The following is a 14,231-nucleotide window of genomic DNA, read 5'->3' as shown; positions in this document are numbered from 1 at the left end:
AATCGACTCATTGACACCGCCATGACTTGAAACTGCCATGAACAGCACGTATCTAAGCCATTAATCTAGTAATGCTTCGATGAACTTTAGGGGAGAACCTGCACCATGATGCGAATTCTGCTGTTTTTAGGTACCAACATAGCGGTTTTGCTGGTCGCCAGTATTACCCTGCGCCTGCTAGGCGTAGAGGGCTATCTGCGCGGCCAGGGCATCAACTTCACCAGCCTGCTGATTTTCTGCTTTATTTTCGGTATGGCAGGTTCCATTATCTCGCTGTTTATCTCCAAATGGATGGCCAAACGCAGCACTGGCACGGTGATTATCGAAACGCCCTCCAACTCCACCGAACGGTGGCTGCTGGAGACGGTCGCTGAGCTCTCCCGCGAGGCAGGCATCAAAACCCCGGAAGTGGGCATATTCCCGGCTCAGCAGTCCAATGCCTTTGCCACAGGCTGGAACAAAGACGATGCGCTGGTGGCCGTCTCGGCAGGCCTACTCAACCGCATGCGTCCAGAAGAAGTGCGCGCGGTTCTGGCTCACGAAATTGGCCACGTCGCTAACGGCGATATGGTCACCCTGGCGCTAATTCAGGGCGTGGTGAACACCTTTGTGATGTTTTTTGCACGGGTAGTGGCGCATTTAGTTGATAATTTCCTACGCAGCCGCAGCGATGGCGGCGGCGGTCTAGGCTTTATGGGCTACTTTGCAGTGGTCATGGTTGCGGAAATTGTGTTTGGTATTTTGGCCTCGGCTATCGTCGCCTGGTTCTCGCGCTACCGCGAATACCGCGCCGATGAAGCCGGTGCACGCTTAGCAGGTACTAATGCCATGGTCAGCGCGCTGGCGCGCTTGAAAACTGAAACTGAAATGCCTGATCAAATGCCAGATACGCTGCGCGCCATGGCCATCACCAAAGGCCAAACGCGCTCGCTGGTGGAAAAGCTATTTGCTAGCCACCCGCCCCTGGATGAGCGCATCCGAGCGTTAAAAGAAGCGGCTTATCGTCAGTAAGTAACGCCCTTAGGGTCGCGAGCTAAAGCTACCTCCCACGACTGCATCTAGTTGGCTGGGAGCCTAACGTTCGCGATCCTAATCTACTGCTCACTGAGTTTGCGAATCACATTAAACCCTGCTCCACGCAATAAGCCTTCCAGCGCTACCGCCTCCCCTGACAGCTGCACGTTGAGTGTGGCGAATTCGCGCCGCAGCGGGTAGTTGGCACGGCAGTCATCAAAGCCTTTGCGCATTCCGTGATGTTGGGTTTGGCGCTGTAGCGCATCGTGGTCGCGGCGTACGTCATACACCGCTCTCATGCAGAGTCTAAGTGCATCTTCCGGAGGGAGCGCGTGCTGCAAATGCAGGGACGCCAGCGCAGGCGGTGGGCAAATATCGGCGAATGTTAATCCACTAGGCCGTCCGCAGTGGCGGGCTAGCGCCTGCTGAATCATCCAGGTGCCGCGCAGCTTGCCATCCAGGCTATGCCCGGCAATATGCGGTGTTGCCAGAGAGACTAGATCACACAAACCTGCATCGATATCGGGTTCTTCCTCCCACACGTCCAATATGGCACTGATATCGCCCTTGCCCGCAAGACGACTCCGCAGCGCCAAGCCATCCACGCAGTCGCCGCGCCCGGCATTGAGCAGCACGCACCCTGGTGCCAGCTCCTCGATACGTTGAGCGTTGAGTAGCTGATACGTCGCGTGGGGGCCTTCGCGGGTTAGCGGTGTATGCAGACAGAGCACGTCACAGCGCTCGATCAGAGCGTCTAAGGAGTGAAAGCCTTCCTCAGCCCCCTCTTCTTCTCTGGGCGGATCACAGGCCAGCGTTGCCACGCCCATGGCGGTTAGCCTTGCCTGTAGTCGTCTGCCGACATTACCCACCCCCACAATACCCACGGTGCGCTCGCTAAGTGCCCAACCATCGCGCTCCGCCAGCGTTAGCAGGCTGCTCAGCACATAATCAACCACCGCTTCGGCGTTGCAACCTGGTGCACTGGAGAAGGCGATATTGCGCTGGGCAAGCGCTGCCTGGTCGATATGATCGGTGCCGATAGTGCAGGTGCCGATAAAGCGAACGGGAATATCGGCAAGCAGCTGATCGTTGACCTGGGTAATGGAGCGCACGATGAGCGCATCGGCATCCCGAAGGTGGGCGGCGTTTATCTCCCGCCCTGGCACACGGGTGAGCGTACCGAAATGGCCGAAGCAGTGCTCGGCAGCGGGGATATTGGCGTCGATGACAAGTTTCATAGGCGTTTGGGTATCCGGGCTTTACAATACCGCCCGCGACGGCTTGATGGGCAGGCGTGTTTAAAGGCTATCTTTTAAAGGCTATCTTTTAAAGGCTATCTTTTAAAAGCTAAGTAAGGAGAGTGTTGTGATCGTACGCTGGGAAACCAACCATGACTATGTGTTGGTTCATATTCACCAGGATATGTTTGGTGACTGGATTTTCAGCCGCGCCTGGGGCCAAATCGGCACCCAATTTGGCGGCCTGAAACATCAGCTAGCCGATACGCTGGAGCAAGCCCATATGTGGCTGGAAGATGAAACCACTATTCAGTCTTCGCGGGGCTTTCGCAAGGTGCTGGAAGTGGCCGACCATACCCCGGAAGGCCAGGAAGCGATGCGCCAGCTATCGCTACTGGATGTGCTTTAAGCTTCGCGCTGGCCCTATGCTTTTTTGCTAACCATGCACTTATTAACTTAAGAAGCGCCTTCCACCACGCTCATAGGCGCCTATGGGTGCTGTGGTGTCCGGCGGGGCAGTAAACCCCGCCAGTGCCGCTTCATCCAGCCAGCCGCGTTCGCGCAACCAAGCGCTTAATCGCTCAAGCTCAAAGCCACGATCCAGCTCATTGCCGTCACCATCCACCAGCACCGGTATCCGCACGCCGTAGCGCTCCACCAGCGCATCATCTTCGCTAATCTCGATGTGGTGCAGCCACACCTTTTGATTTGCCAGCGCTGTCACCAGTGCCTCTAATTGGCTGCACAGGTGGCAGCCCATGGTTGTGTATAGCGATAGCTGAATCATGCTGAAGCTCTCTTCATACTAGCTCTCTTATGACACCTTATGACGAAGTAGGAATACGTGGTGCAGGTTAGTGCGCCGCTGGAAATCGGGGTCAAAACTGCGCCCGGTAATATCCTCAATCGCGTAGTGCTCGCTAAGTGCTTCATCGAGTTTAAAGCGCCGCTGGTTATTAGAAAACACTAACGTGCCACCGGGTGCCAAGCGCGCCATGGCGAGCTCCACTAACCGCGGGTGATCTCGCTGCACGTCGAGCGTGTCACGCATCTTCTTGGAGTTGGAAAAGGTCGGCGGATCCATAAAGATCAGATCAAATTCAGCGTTGGCCGTTTCCAGCCAGCGGAAACAGTCGTCACGAACCACACGGTGCAGCCGTGTATCGAGTTTGTTCAGCGCAAAGTTGTCCTTGGCCCACTCCAGGTAGGTGTTGGACATATCCACGCTCACGCTGTCACTGGCGCCACCTAAGGCCGCCTGTACGGTCACTGTGGCGGTATAACAGAACAGGTTTAAAAAGCGCTTACCGCCGGCCATTTCGCCCAGCATGCGCCGTACCGGGCGGTGGTCAAGGAACAGCCCGGTATCCAGGTAGTCACGCAGATTGACCCATAGCCGTGCTGCGCCCTCCTGCACCTCAAAGCGTTCGCCGCTGGCGGCCCGCTTCTGGTACTGGGCGCTGCCGGTTTGGCGTTCGCGCCGTTTGATATAGATTTTGCTGGCGTCAACGTTAAGCGCCTCGGGCATGACTTCCAAGGCATCGTACAAGCGCTTTTGCGCCTGGGCTGGGTTGATCGAGCTAGGTGCCGCGTACTCTTGTACATGTACCCGATCACCGTAGCGGTCCACCGCCAGGGCGTATTCCGGCATATCGGCATCATAAACGCGATAGCTGGTTTCACCGCTCTGCTTCAGCCATTTCTTCAAGCGCTTCTGATTTTTAATCAGTCGATTGGCAAACATCTGCGCATTGTCTTGGTTTTTGTGGGCGGCTTGCTCTTCGCTCGCCGTTTCACTAGGCGTCACCACTGCACTGCTCTCGCTCTGGACGGGCTTTGTATCGCTCTCGGCAGGCGGATGCTCAGCGCCACCAATCTCCATAAGCAGCAGCTTGGCATCTAGCGCACCGTTTTTAAGCGCGTACTGCTTGTGCGCACGCATGCCCAGCCGGTGGCCTAGATCCGGGTTGCCGGTAAATACCGCCAGGGTCCAGCCGGGGAATAGCGCTTTGGCTTTCTCACCAAGCTGAGCGTATAGACGCACCAGTTCCGGTAACTCACCCAGCCGCTCGCCGTAAGGAGGATTGGTGATCAACAGCCCGCTCTCAGCTGTCAGTGTTTCGGGTCGGGTTAACTGGGCAAGGCTCTGACCATGCAGGCTAATCAAGGCTGGAATACCCGCGCGCATGGCATTGGATTTCGCTGCTGTCAGTGCTGCAGGGCTCTGATCAAAGCCGAGTAGCTGGGCTTTACAGCGCTTGCGGCCAATCGACGCGCGCGCGTCGGCTTCGCGCTTCTGTTCCTGCCAAGCGAGATCATCGTGCCCTGCCCAGCCGTGAAAGCCGAACCGATCACGGTTCAGGTTAGGCGCTTGGTCAGCGGCCATCATGGCGGCTTCAATCAGCAGCGTGCCTGCACCACAAAGCGGATCGATCAACGGTTCACCGGCCTTGAGGCGCTCGGGCCAGCCTGCGCGCACCAGCAGTGCCGCCGCCAGATTCTCTTTTAGCGGCGCGTGGCCAACGTCACGACGATAACCACGGCGGTGGAGACTTTCACCAGAGAGGTCCAACCCAATGGTTAAATTCATCCGGTGCAGGTGGGCGTAGATGCGCAAATGTGGCGTTTTGGTATCCACATTGGGGCGTTCCTGCCCCGCCAGTTGGAGTGCATCAACCACGCCGTCTTTAACGGTTTGCGCACCAAAACGGGTGTGGCGAATATGTTCGCTGCGGCCGTGAAAATCAACTGCCAGCGTATTGCCCGGCGCCAAGTGCTGAGTCCAGGCAATGCGGGCAACCACATCACGCACTTGCTCGGCGGTATCGATCATCGACTCGCGTACCAGGGTTAAGATAACCCGGTTGGCCAATCGCGACCACAGGCATACCCGGTAGGCGATGGCTTGGCTGGCGGTGAAGTAAACACCCGCCACCGTGGTTTTGCCCGGCGTGGCGCCCAGTGCCACTAGTTCATCGTGGAGCAAGCCTTCAATGCCTTTCGGGCAAGTGGCTAGCAGACTCAAGGGGGCGTTTTGATTCGACTCGGTCATGATAATAGCGGCGCGTAAAGGCGCGAAATTCCTATATATAGCAAATGAGTTTACGTTTTATGACAAATTGATAGTCGACAGATGACACCATCATGGTCTAACAATAAGAGAGTAGCTACTGAAAAACGCATGCGTTGCTTGTCAGGGTCGGTTCAAAACTAGACCTATGGACTACAAGTGTTCTTTGTAAGAGATTGCCGCTCGGCTCGTTCAGCCCGTGAGTGCCAAACAAAAGGGTTGGAGCGGCGTCTCGCTCTTGAAGCAAGCTCTCGGAATAGTGGCTGTTGTTGATAACATAAGTCGATAACACCCTATTTCTTATCAAAGGCTTTCGTGAAAAGAGGTTAGCCAATGAAACGGCAAAAACGTGATCGCTTCCAGCGGGCTTATGTCCACGGATACAAAGCGGGTGTATCGGGTCGTTCTCGTGACGACTGTCCCAGTCAAGATATCAATTTACGTGAATACTGGATGAGCGGTTGGCGTGAAGGCCGCGGTGACCAGTGGGATGGGATGACCGGCATCTCGGGCATCCACAAAAACCCCTTAGTCATGGCCTAACGTTTTATTTTTCAAGGTATTAAAAGAAAGATTTTAAACGAGAGGTTTTCAATGAGCCCACTTTTTCAAGTGGGCTTTTTAGTGCGCATTGATACCCATACTGCTTCGCTAATCATCTGCACGTCAACCGTTAGCTTTCAGTGCCCTTGCGCATTCACCGACCAATTTAGGCCCTTGATAGATCAACCCCGAGTAGAGTTGCACTAAATTTGCTCCCGCCGCGATTTTGGCCTGAGCAGCAGCAGCACTATCGATTCCACCGACACCGATGATAGGTAGCGATGGTAAGTGCTCACGCAGTTGGCGAATAACGCGATTGGATGCTTCGAAAACTGGTTTTCCAGAAAGCCCGCCCGCCTCCTCCGCTTGTGAGTCACCCTCTACTCCGGCGCGGGAAACCGTCGTATTGGTAGCAATCACGCCATCAAGTGCATTGCGCTCAATACTTTCTGCCATCAACGCCACTTCTTCCGCGCTCATATCCGGGGCAATCTTAATCAGTAATGGAATTTTTCGGCCCGCTTGGGCATCAAGCTCGTTGGCGCGAGAGCGAATGGGCCCCAATAGCGCATCCAGCTGTTCACCAAATTGCAAGGTGCGTAGCCCAGGGGTATTCGGTGAAGAGACGTTAACGACAATGTAATCCGCGTAGGGATGCACCGCGTCTAAACATATTAGGTAATCATCCAGCGCGTGTTCTACTGAAGTCGTCAGGTTTTTACCAATATTGATGCCCACAATGCCACCGTAGTGACGCTGCTTGACCTGCTGAACCAGGTGCGCAACCCCTTTGTTGTTAAAACCAAAGCGGTTGATGATCGCCTCATGCTGCGCTAAGCGAAATAGCCGAGGCTTAGGATTGCCTGACTGCGGCTTAGGCGTCACTGTACCCACTTCGACAAAGCCAAACCCCAGCGCGCCCAGCGCATCGAGGTGATCGGCGTTCTTGTCCAACCCGGCGGCGAGACCTACTCGATTGGCAAAGCGAAGCCCCATCAGTTCGACGGGGTCCTCAACCCGCTGGCCAAATAGCCGTGTAACGCCCCCGACCCGATGCAGTGCATCCAACGCACCCAGCGCCATACCGTGAGAGGTTTCTGGGTCAACGCGAAAGAACAGTGAGCGGGCGAGGTTGTACATAGCGGGTCTCTTGAAGCGGAGGCTGAAAACGGGCGCCAGTATAACGCAATAAAGCGCGCCCTGGTGGAGAACCAGGACGCGCTTTCATACTCCTATTTAATTAAATAGATACGCTTTAATTAAATAGATCCGCTTTAATCAGCCTAGGTACGTTTAGGCTTCGCTATCGCTTTCAGCCAGATCTACCAGTTCGCGTACCGCTACGGCGAAGAGCGCAAAGCCCCCTTCACTGCCGCCACGCACCTCTTCAATCAAACGACACCAGCGGCGATGCAGATCGGCATGCTGATCCAACCACTGCGCCACCCGCTCCTGGGTATCGCGACTGCCGGCGTCGAGCTTTAATACGCTAGTGGTCAGTGCCAGTTGCTGACGCTCGATGTCGTCGCGGAAGGTTTCCCGCGCCTGGGCCTGCCAGGCGTCGCGCACTTCCAGCTGGGTTACCTGCTGAATCATCCACGGCAGCTCCAGGCGGCTGCCAATTTCGTACAGCACCTCTGCCACTCGCTGCGGTTTTTCATTGGTCAGGCGTGCCGCTTGGATAATACCTAGCCCGGCGTAAAGGCTGGATGACGCCGCGACAGTGGACGCCAAGGCTTCCGGCACACCTGCTTCCAGCAGCTCGTCACGACGGCTATTCCAAGCGCTCAGCTCCTCACCGCTGAGCAGTTCACCAATACCTTCCTGCAGCTGCGCCAGGCGAGGAGCAAAATACTCGATAGTGTCCAGCGTCGAGAGCCCTAAATGCTGACGCACAAACCAGCGCGTGGCGCGACGGATCAGGCGCATCAGGTCAAGCATCATTGAGTACTGGATGCGATTCGGCACTTGATTATCGAGCGCTTCAATTTGCGCCCATAGACCGGGCAAGTTAAAGCTATCGCGGGCCACAATATAAGCGCGAGCGATGTCGGCACGCCCGGCACCAGTGGAGTCCATCAGGCGACGTACAAAGACGATACCCATGTGATCAACCAGATCGTTGGCTACCTGGGTAGCGACGATTTCTCGCTTAAGACGGTGTTCGTACATTTCGTCTTTAAAGCGCTCTACCAGCACCGAGGGGAACAACCGCTCCAGATGACGGTGAATATACGGGTCATCTGGCACGTCAGAGGTGATCAAGTCGCCCTTCAAGGTGCTCTTGGCGTAAGAGATCAGTACCGACAGCTCAGGCAGGCGCATCCCTTGATCGTTGCTGGCTCGCTCTTTGAGCACATCATCGGTGGGCAGGAACTCCAGCTCACGATCAATCTGCCCGGTGGCTTCCAGCTCACTAATAAAGCGGCGGTAAGGGCCCATTGCCTGATTGGACAGGATAGCCGACAGATCCAGCGCCTGGCTTTGGCGATAGTTATCCAGGATCACCAGATCGCCCACCTCATCGGTCATTTCCGCCAGCAGCTGATTACGCTGCTTGTCGGTCATGTCGCCACGCTTGACCACTTCATCGATCAGGATCTTGATATTGACCTCGTGGTCGGAGCAGTTCACCCCACCGGCATTGTCAATAAAGTCGGTGTAGACACGCACGCCTTTGGCGGCGGCTTCCATACGGCCACGCTGGGTCAAACCGAGGTTGCCGCCTTCACCGACCACGCGACAGTTCAGATCGTTGCCATTGATACGCAGGGTGTCATTGGCTTTGTCGCCGACATCGGCATCGGTTTCATTGGAGCCCTTCACATAGGTACCGATACCACCGTTCCAGATCAAATCCACCTTGGATTTGAGCATCGCGCGGATCAATTCGTTCGGCGACAGGCGGGTTTCCTGGATGCCAAACACCTGCTGCATTTCCGGGGTAATAGCGATTGATTTAGCACTGCGGCTAAAGATACCGCCACCGGCAGAGATCAACTCCTGGCTGTAGTCTTCCCAGCTGGAGCGTGGCAGAGCGAACAACCGTTTGCGCTCGGCAAAAGAGGCCTCTGCATCCGGGTTGGGATCGACAAAGATATGCAGGTGATTAAAGGCGCCCACCAGCTGAATCTTGTCAGACAACAGCATGCCGTTACCGAACACATCGCCGGCCATGTCGCCTATTCCCACCACGCTAAACAGGTCGCGCTGGGTATCCACATCGAGGTTTTTGAAGTGGCGTTTAACCGACTCCCAGGCACCGCGGGCGGTGATGCCCATTTTTTTGTGGTCGTAGCCGTTGGCACCGCCAGAGGCGAAGGCATCGCCCAGCCAGTGGCCATACTCGATGGAAATTTCGTTGGCGATATCCGAGAAGGTCGCCGTGCCTTTATCGGCAGCCACGACCAAATAGGCATCATCTTCATCGTGGCGAACAACGTTTTCCGGCGGCACCACATCGCCACCCACCAGATTGTCAGTAACATCCAGCAGCGCGCGGATAAAAATTTGATAGCAGGCGATGCCCTCTTTCTGCACCACATCGCGGCTGGCGTTTTCCGGCATGCGCTTGCACACGAAACCGCCTTTGGCGCCGACCGGTACGATAACCGCGTTCTTCACCTGCTGGGCTTTCACTAGCCCCAGCACTTCGGTGCGGTAATCTTCAAAGCGATCCGACCAGCGCAGACCACCGCGTGCCACTTTGCCGCCCCGCAGGTGGACACCTTCCACGCGCGGAGAGCAGACAAAAATCTCAAACATCGGGCGCGGCTTGGGCATGCCGGTCACTTTGGAAGGCTCGAGTTTGTAAGCGATATAGTCTTTAAAGCGGCCACCCTCGGCGAGCTGGTAATAGTTGGTACGCAGCGTAGCGAGAATCAGCTCCATAAAGCGACGCAGCAGCTGGTCGTCATTAAGGCTGGCAACGCCTTCCAGTCGCTCGTTTAAGCTAGCGATGCATTCATCGGTGGCGTGGTCCTGCTGCTCAGGATCAAAACGCAGGCGGAATAGCTCAACTAATTCGCGGGTGATGGCCGGGTAGTTGGCCAGCGTCGCGGCAATATAGTCTTGAGACATACCAAAGCGAATCTGCTTGAGGTAGCGGGCGTAGCCACGCAGCATCGCCACTTCACGCCAATCCAGACCTGCGCCGATAATCAGGCGGTTAAAGGCATCGTTATCGGCTTCGCCGGTCCAGATGCGTTTGAAGGCTTCCGTGAATACATCGCGCATATCGCCCAGGCTGACATCCGCACCGCTATGCTCTAGCTCAAAATCGTGAATCCAGTAGCGCTGCTCAGGGGAGTTAATATCGTAGGGGCGTTCGCCAATCACGCGCAGGCCGAGGTTTTCCATCATCGGCAGCACGTCGGAAAGCGGAATCTGGGTGCCGCGATGGAACAGCTTTAGATTAACGCCGCCGCCCTGCTCTTCCAGCGGACGGTAGAGCGACAGCGATAAGTCGTCGCCGTTGTTCAGCGTTAACAAGTGCTGCACATCAAACACCGCGGTGCGTGCGGAAAAGTCTTCACGATAGCTTGCTGAGAATGCTTCGCGGAAGTGATCCATCAGGTGGTTGGCACGCTCTTCGCCAAACCCTTCCACCATGGCGTTGTGCAGGTCATCGCGCCAGCTACGCGCCAGCCGCGCCACTTTGCTTTCCAGACGCTTAAGATCGTAATCGCTGGGCGCATCGCCATTGAAGCGCAGAATCAGTTGAATGCGCGCCAGTACCGACTCGGATAGGTAGGTATTGAAATCGCCAAAGTGGGCATCCAACTCATCGCACAGCACATTTTGAATTCGCTGACGCAGGTCCGTCGAGAATACGTCGCGGGGCACAAATACTAAGCAGGAGTAAAACTTGCCGCTGATATCGGCGCGGATAAACAGCCGCACCTGACGGCGCTCGCGGATATTGAGAATGCCCAGCGAGGTACTGGCCAGCGATTCGGTATCGATTTGGAACAGGTCGTCGCGGGGGTAAACTTCCAGCACCTGCAGCAACTGCTTGCCGTTGTGGCCCTGGGGATTAAACCCAGCGATATCCATCACCGCTTTGAGCTTGCGGCGCAGCAGCGGAATATTGCGCGGCGACTCGTTATAGACCGTGGAGGTAAACAAACCAAAGAAGCGCCGCTCGCCAATCACATTGCCATCGTCATCGTAGCGATCAACGGTGATGTAATCGGGATAAGTGGGGCGATGCACGCGGGAGTGATGGGCGCTCTTGGCAAACGATAGTAGCTGCGGCACCAGCACATACTCATTGTGCTCATCCACGCCCTCTTCAGTGCGGATCCGCTCGCAGTAGCGCGGCTGATCCAGACGGAACACGCCCAGCACGCTCTCGGCATCGCGCTGTAGTTCACTGCCTTCCAGCAGGTACTCGTCGTAACCCAGGAAGGTAAAATTATCCTTGAGCATCCACTCTAAAAAGGCAATCGCTTCCTCGTGGTCGTCAGGGTCGATCTGCGGCGGGCAATTTTTTTCAAGCTCTTGAATCGACGCGGTAATTTGCGCGCACATAGCGTCGTAATCGCGCACGGCGGTGCGCACATCACGTAGTACGTCGTTCAGGTTGCTTTCGATTTTCTCAAGCAACGCCACGTCGGTGTGTCGATCGACTTCAATAACAATTAGCGACTCGCGGGCTTCCGGCGCGTTCTCATCGCGAGGTGAGGTCTGCGCCTGTAACTGGTGGCGGTCATCACGAGCAACCGCCAGCACGGCGTTTTGAATCGCGTGTACTGTTAAACCGCGACGGTTGAGCTCGATACGCACCGAGTCGACCAAAAACGGCATATCCTCATGCAGCACGGCCACAAAGGTATGCGTTGATTGCCAGCCATGCTCTTCAAAATCTGGATTAAAAACGCGCACTTTAGGGCTTTTTGGGTCGTGGTGCTGTAAAAACTGCCAGATTGACAGCGTTGCACCATACAGGTCGTCCAGGCGACGATCCACAAGGTCTTCCACCGGCACGGTGGCATAAAAGTGTCGAGCAAAGGCGTCAATTGTCGCGGCTCGAGCAGGCTCCAGACGCGCATATAATCGCTCCTGAAGCTGCTTCAAAAGATCCTGACGACTCTCTTCAATCGCAACGTAGTGCATCCATCACCTCGACTGCCTAGGCCATTAATCGGCCAAAAAACGAAGGACAATAGGCCTTTAGGCCAACATAACGGCTAGCTTACGCTACCTATCGTCGCGTCCCTAATCACATGACAAGTTGTTCATGGCACATACCGTTTACGCATTAGGCCGTTAGAACATTAACTTTTGCTTAAACATCCCGCCGCGTTAACAACACCCCGCATTCACAGTGATCGGTAAACGGAAACTGGTCAAATAGCGCAAAGCGCTCTATCCGATGAGTGTTGGTCAGTATGGTCAAGTTGTCAGCCAATGTGGCCGGGTTGCATGAAATATAGACGATCTGCGCGTACTCGCTGAGCTGTGCACAGCTCTGTTCATCTAGCCCGGCGCGGGGCGGGTCTACCAGCACAGTGGAAAAATCGTAATCATCCAGTCCCATTTCCGCCACGCGACGCCCGGCCTTTTCGCCCTTCAGCGCCTGCGCAAACTCTTCTGCTGACATGCGACCAATCTGCGCGTTCGTGACGCCATTGGCCTCTAAGTTGACGTTGGCACTGGCTACCGACGTGCGGGAAATTTCCGTGGCCAACACGCGGCAGAAGTTCTCGGCTAAGGCAATGGTAAAATTGCCGTTCCCGCAGTAGAGCTCGACCAGATCTTTCTTCGCACCCTCATCTTGTTGCTTAGCGGTCACTTCACGCGCCCAGCTGAGCATTTTTTGGCAGATATGCGCATTGGGCTGAGTGAAGCTGTTTTCGACCTGTTGATAGTGCAACGTGCGGCCATCCACCTCTAGGCGCTCCCAGACATGGTCACGGGACAGCACGATGCGCTGCTTGCGGGAACGGCCAATAATCATGATGCCGAGCTCGGCTTCAAGCGCTCGTGCTTCGTGTTCCCACTCTTCGCCTAGCGGGCGGTGGTAAATCAGCGTGACCAGCGCTTCGCCGGAGAGCGTGGTTAAAAATTCAACCTGAAACAGCTTACGACGCAGCTCATCAGACTCAAGGCAGGCCTTGCGCAGTTGCGGCATGAGTTGATTAATTCGCTCGCTGGCGACAGCGTACTGATCCAAGCGAATCACACGCTTATTTTTCGGGTTCTCGGGATCAACCTCGAACATGGCGTAGAAGAGATCATCCTCTTCGTGCCATATGCGAAACTCGCAGCGCTGGCGGTAGTAGCCCGGCGGCGATTCAAACACTTCCAGTGCCGGTGGCTTAAAAGCGGCAAAGGTACTCTCCAGATAGTCGCGTTTGGCGGCTAGCTGCTCGGCATAACGTTCAGGTTCTACGACGGGGATAGCCAAAGCTGCTCCTCTTGAATGGGTTCAGAAATAGTAGCGACAAATAATGTTTATTAACGCACGTTTAGCAATTGGGGCGCTTTAAACCCATAGCGCGCTAAACCCGCAGTCAGATTCGCAGCGGGCGCAGTCGTATAACAGCGACCATCGTGATGATCGCTGGATAGCTCAGCAACCACTTGCGCCACACGCCGAGCGATAGCATCACCAGAATCAATCCAATATAAAGGCGCAGGGGCAAGTTGCTCTAGCCAGGGTTTTAACAGCGGAAAATGGGTGCAGCCGAGCACCACGGTATCTAGTTTGGGATGCTCGGTAGGAGCAGTGACGACTTGCCATAACGGCGTCAATGCCGCCTGCATACGCTCTGTATTGGGCGTGATGCCAGCCAGGTAGGCTTCTGCTTCCACCACCAAGGCATCGGCGGCAACGCGCGTGATGACACAGTCACTGGCGAAGCTATCAATTAAGCGCTGGGTATAGGGCCGCGCCACCGTGGCCCTGGTGGCCAATAAACCGATATGCCGCGTTTGGCTAATCGCAGCCGCAGGCTTGATAGCAGGCACGGTACCTACCACAGGAATAGCTAACTGTTGGCGAAGATGCTCCAACGCTAAGGTGCTTGCGGTGTTGCAGGCGACAACCAACACGCTCGGTTGGCAAGCGTCAACAGCCGCTTGACAGACCGACACGATACGCTCGGTTAGTGCGGCGTCTTCGCGAAGCCCATAAGGCAGCCAAGCATTATCGCAGGTGTAGCACATAGCAGCATCAGGGTAGTGTTGACGCAGCGATTGGGCCACCGACAGGCCGCCGACACCGGAATCAAAAACTAATACGGGGCCTTTCATGACTCTCTTTGCATCACTATCCTGCTTCATTCATCAGCGCCGAGCTGGTCGATGGTTAAACTGACACCCAATAAAAACGGGGCCGCCAGTTTAGCATGCCCCGCCTA

Annotated in this window: 10 protein-coding genes; 3 read left to right on the top strand and 7 right to left on the bottom strand. The window is 55.6% G+C overall.

What is annotated here, in order from left to right; all coding sequences use genetic code 11:
- The first annotated feature begins 105 nt into the window (after positions 1-105).
- Positions 106-1,011 (top strand): protease HtpX, encoded by a 906-nt coding sequence (gene htpX, locus HZS80_RS04560; RefSeq protein ID WP_035555870.1) that lies wholly within the window; start codon positions 106-108, stop codon positions 1,009-1,011.
- An 83-nt stretch (positions 1,012-1,094) separates the two neighbouring features.
- Here the strand turns inward: htpX and pdxB are convergent, their stop codons facing one another.
- The gene (pdxB, locus tag HZS80_RS04555) at positions 1,095-2,252 is read right to left on the bottom strand and encodes a 4-phosphoerythronate dehydrogenase PdxB (RefSeq protein WP_035555872.1); all 1,158 of its coding nucleotides are present in this window, start codon (positions 2,250-2,252) and stop codon (positions 1,095-1,097) included.
- A 127-nt stretch (positions 2,253-2,379) separates the two neighbouring features.
- Here pdxB and HZS80_RS04550 point away from each other — a divergent pair, with 127 nt between their 5' ends.
- Positions 2,380-2,661: a hypothetical protein gene (locus tag HZS80_RS04550; protein ID WP_035555874.1), complete on the top strand. Its 282-nt coding sequence runs from the start codon at positions 2,380-2,382 to the stop codon at positions 2,659-2,661.
- Positions 2,662-2,703: 42 nt separating this feature from the next.
- On the opposite strand, the gene HZS80_RS04545 is transcribed toward HZS80_RS04550, so the two are convergent.
- Positions 2,704-3,039 carry a glutaredoxin family protein gene (locus HZS80_RS04545; RefSeq protein WP_035555876.1) on the bottom strand — a complete coding sequence of 112 codons (336 nt, stop codon included), beginning with the start codon at positions 3,037-3,039 and terminating at the stop codon, positions 2,704-2,706.
- A 27-nt stretch (positions 3,040-3,066) separates the two neighbouring features.
- The gene (gene rlmKL, locus HZS80_RS04540; RefSeq protein WP_035555879.1) at positions 3,067-5,304 is read right to left on the bottom strand and encodes a bifunctional 23S rRNA (guanine(2069)-N(7))-methyltransferase RlmK/23S rRNA (guanine(2445)-N(2))-methyltransferase RlmL; all 2,238 of its coding nucleotides are present in this window, start codon (positions 5,302-5,304) and stop codon (positions 3,067-3,069) included.
- Between the two features lie 351 nt (positions 5,305-5,655).
- On the opposite strand from rlmKL, the gene rmf reads away from it, so the two are divergent.
- Complete coding sequence (gene rmf, locus HZS80_RS04535; RefSeq protein WP_007111057.1) at positions 5,656-5,865, top strand: ribosome modulation factor; 210 nt, start codon at positions 5,656-5,658, stop codon at positions 5,863-5,865.
- Positions 5,866-5,988: 123 nt separating this feature from the next.
- Here rmf and HZS80_RS04530 read toward each other — a convergent pair whose 3' ends face one another.
- The 4 genes from HZS80_RS04530 to murI form a co-directional block, all read right to left on the bottom strand.
- Positions 5,989-7,005: a quinone-dependent dihydroorotate dehydrogenase gene (locus HZS80_RS04530; protein WP_179915282.1), complete on the bottom strand. Its 1,017-nt coding sequence runs from the start codon at positions 7,003-7,005 to the stop codon at positions 5,989-5,991.
- A gap of 153 nt (positions 7,006-7,158) precedes the next feature.
- Positions 7,159-11,982, bottom strand: a complete 4,824-nt coding sequence (locus HZS80_RS04525) for an NAD-glutamate dehydrogenase (RefSeq protein WP_035555883.1) — start codon at positions 11,980-11,982, stop codon at positions 7,159-7,161.
- Between the two features lie 172 nt (positions 11,983-12,154).
- A complete protein-coding gene (gene trmA / locus HZS80_RS04520; protein WP_179915281.1) occupies positions 12,155-13,276 on the bottom strand; it encodes a tRNA (uridine(54)-C5)-methyltransferase TrmA in 1,122 nt (373 codons plus the stop codon).
- Positions 13,277-13,326: 50 nt separating this feature from the next.
- Positions 13,327-14,124, bottom strand: coding sequence for a glutamate racemase (gene murI / locus HZS80_RS04515; RefSeq protein ID WP_035555887.1), 798 nt, complete (start codon positions 14,122-14,124; stop codon positions 13,327-13,329).
- Positions 14,125-14,231: the final 107 nt, after the last annotated feature.

The organism is Vreelandella glaciei (genome assembly GCF_013415125.1).
GTDB classification, from domain to species: Bacteria; Pseudomonadota; Gammaproteobacteria; order Pseudomonadales; family Halomonadaceae; genus Vreelandella; species Vreelandella glaciei.
Note: the sequence above shows the minus strand (reverse complement) of the source record. Positions and strands in the feature narration are given on the sequence as shown.

Bases quoted from the DNA above. Each gene is read 5' to 3' on its own strand.
- rlmKL (WP_035555879.1), bottom strand. From the start codon at position 5,304: ATGACCGAGTCGAATCAAAACGCCCCCTTGAGTCTGCTAGCCACTTGC.
- HZS80_RS04525 (WP_035555883.1), bottom strand. From the start codon at position 11,982: ATGCACTACGTTGCGATTGAAGAGAGTCGTCAGGATCTTTTGAAGCAG.
- rmf (WP_007111057.1), top strand. From the start codon at position 5,656: ATGAAACGGCAAAAACGTGATCGCTTCCAGCGGGCTTATGTCCACGGA.
- HZS80_RS04530 (WP_179915282.1), bottom strand. From the start codon at position 7,005: ATGTACAACCTCGCCCGCTCACTGTTCTTTCGCGTTGACCCAGAAACC.
- htpX (WP_035555870.1), top strand. From the start codon at position 106: ATGATGCGAATTCTGCTGTTTTTAGGTACCAACATAGCGGTTTTGCTG.
- HZS80_RS04545 (WP_035555876.1), bottom strand. From the start codon at position 3,039: ATGATTCAGCTATCGCTATACACAACCATGGGCTGCCACCTGTGCAGC.
- pdxB (WP_035555872.1), bottom strand. From the start codon at position 2,252: ATGAAACTTGTCATCGACGCCAATATCCCCGCTGCCGAGCACTGCTTC.
- murI (WP_035555887.1), bottom strand. From the start codon at position 14,124: ATGAAAGGCCCCGTATTAGTTTTTGATTCCGGTGTCGGCGGCCTGTCG.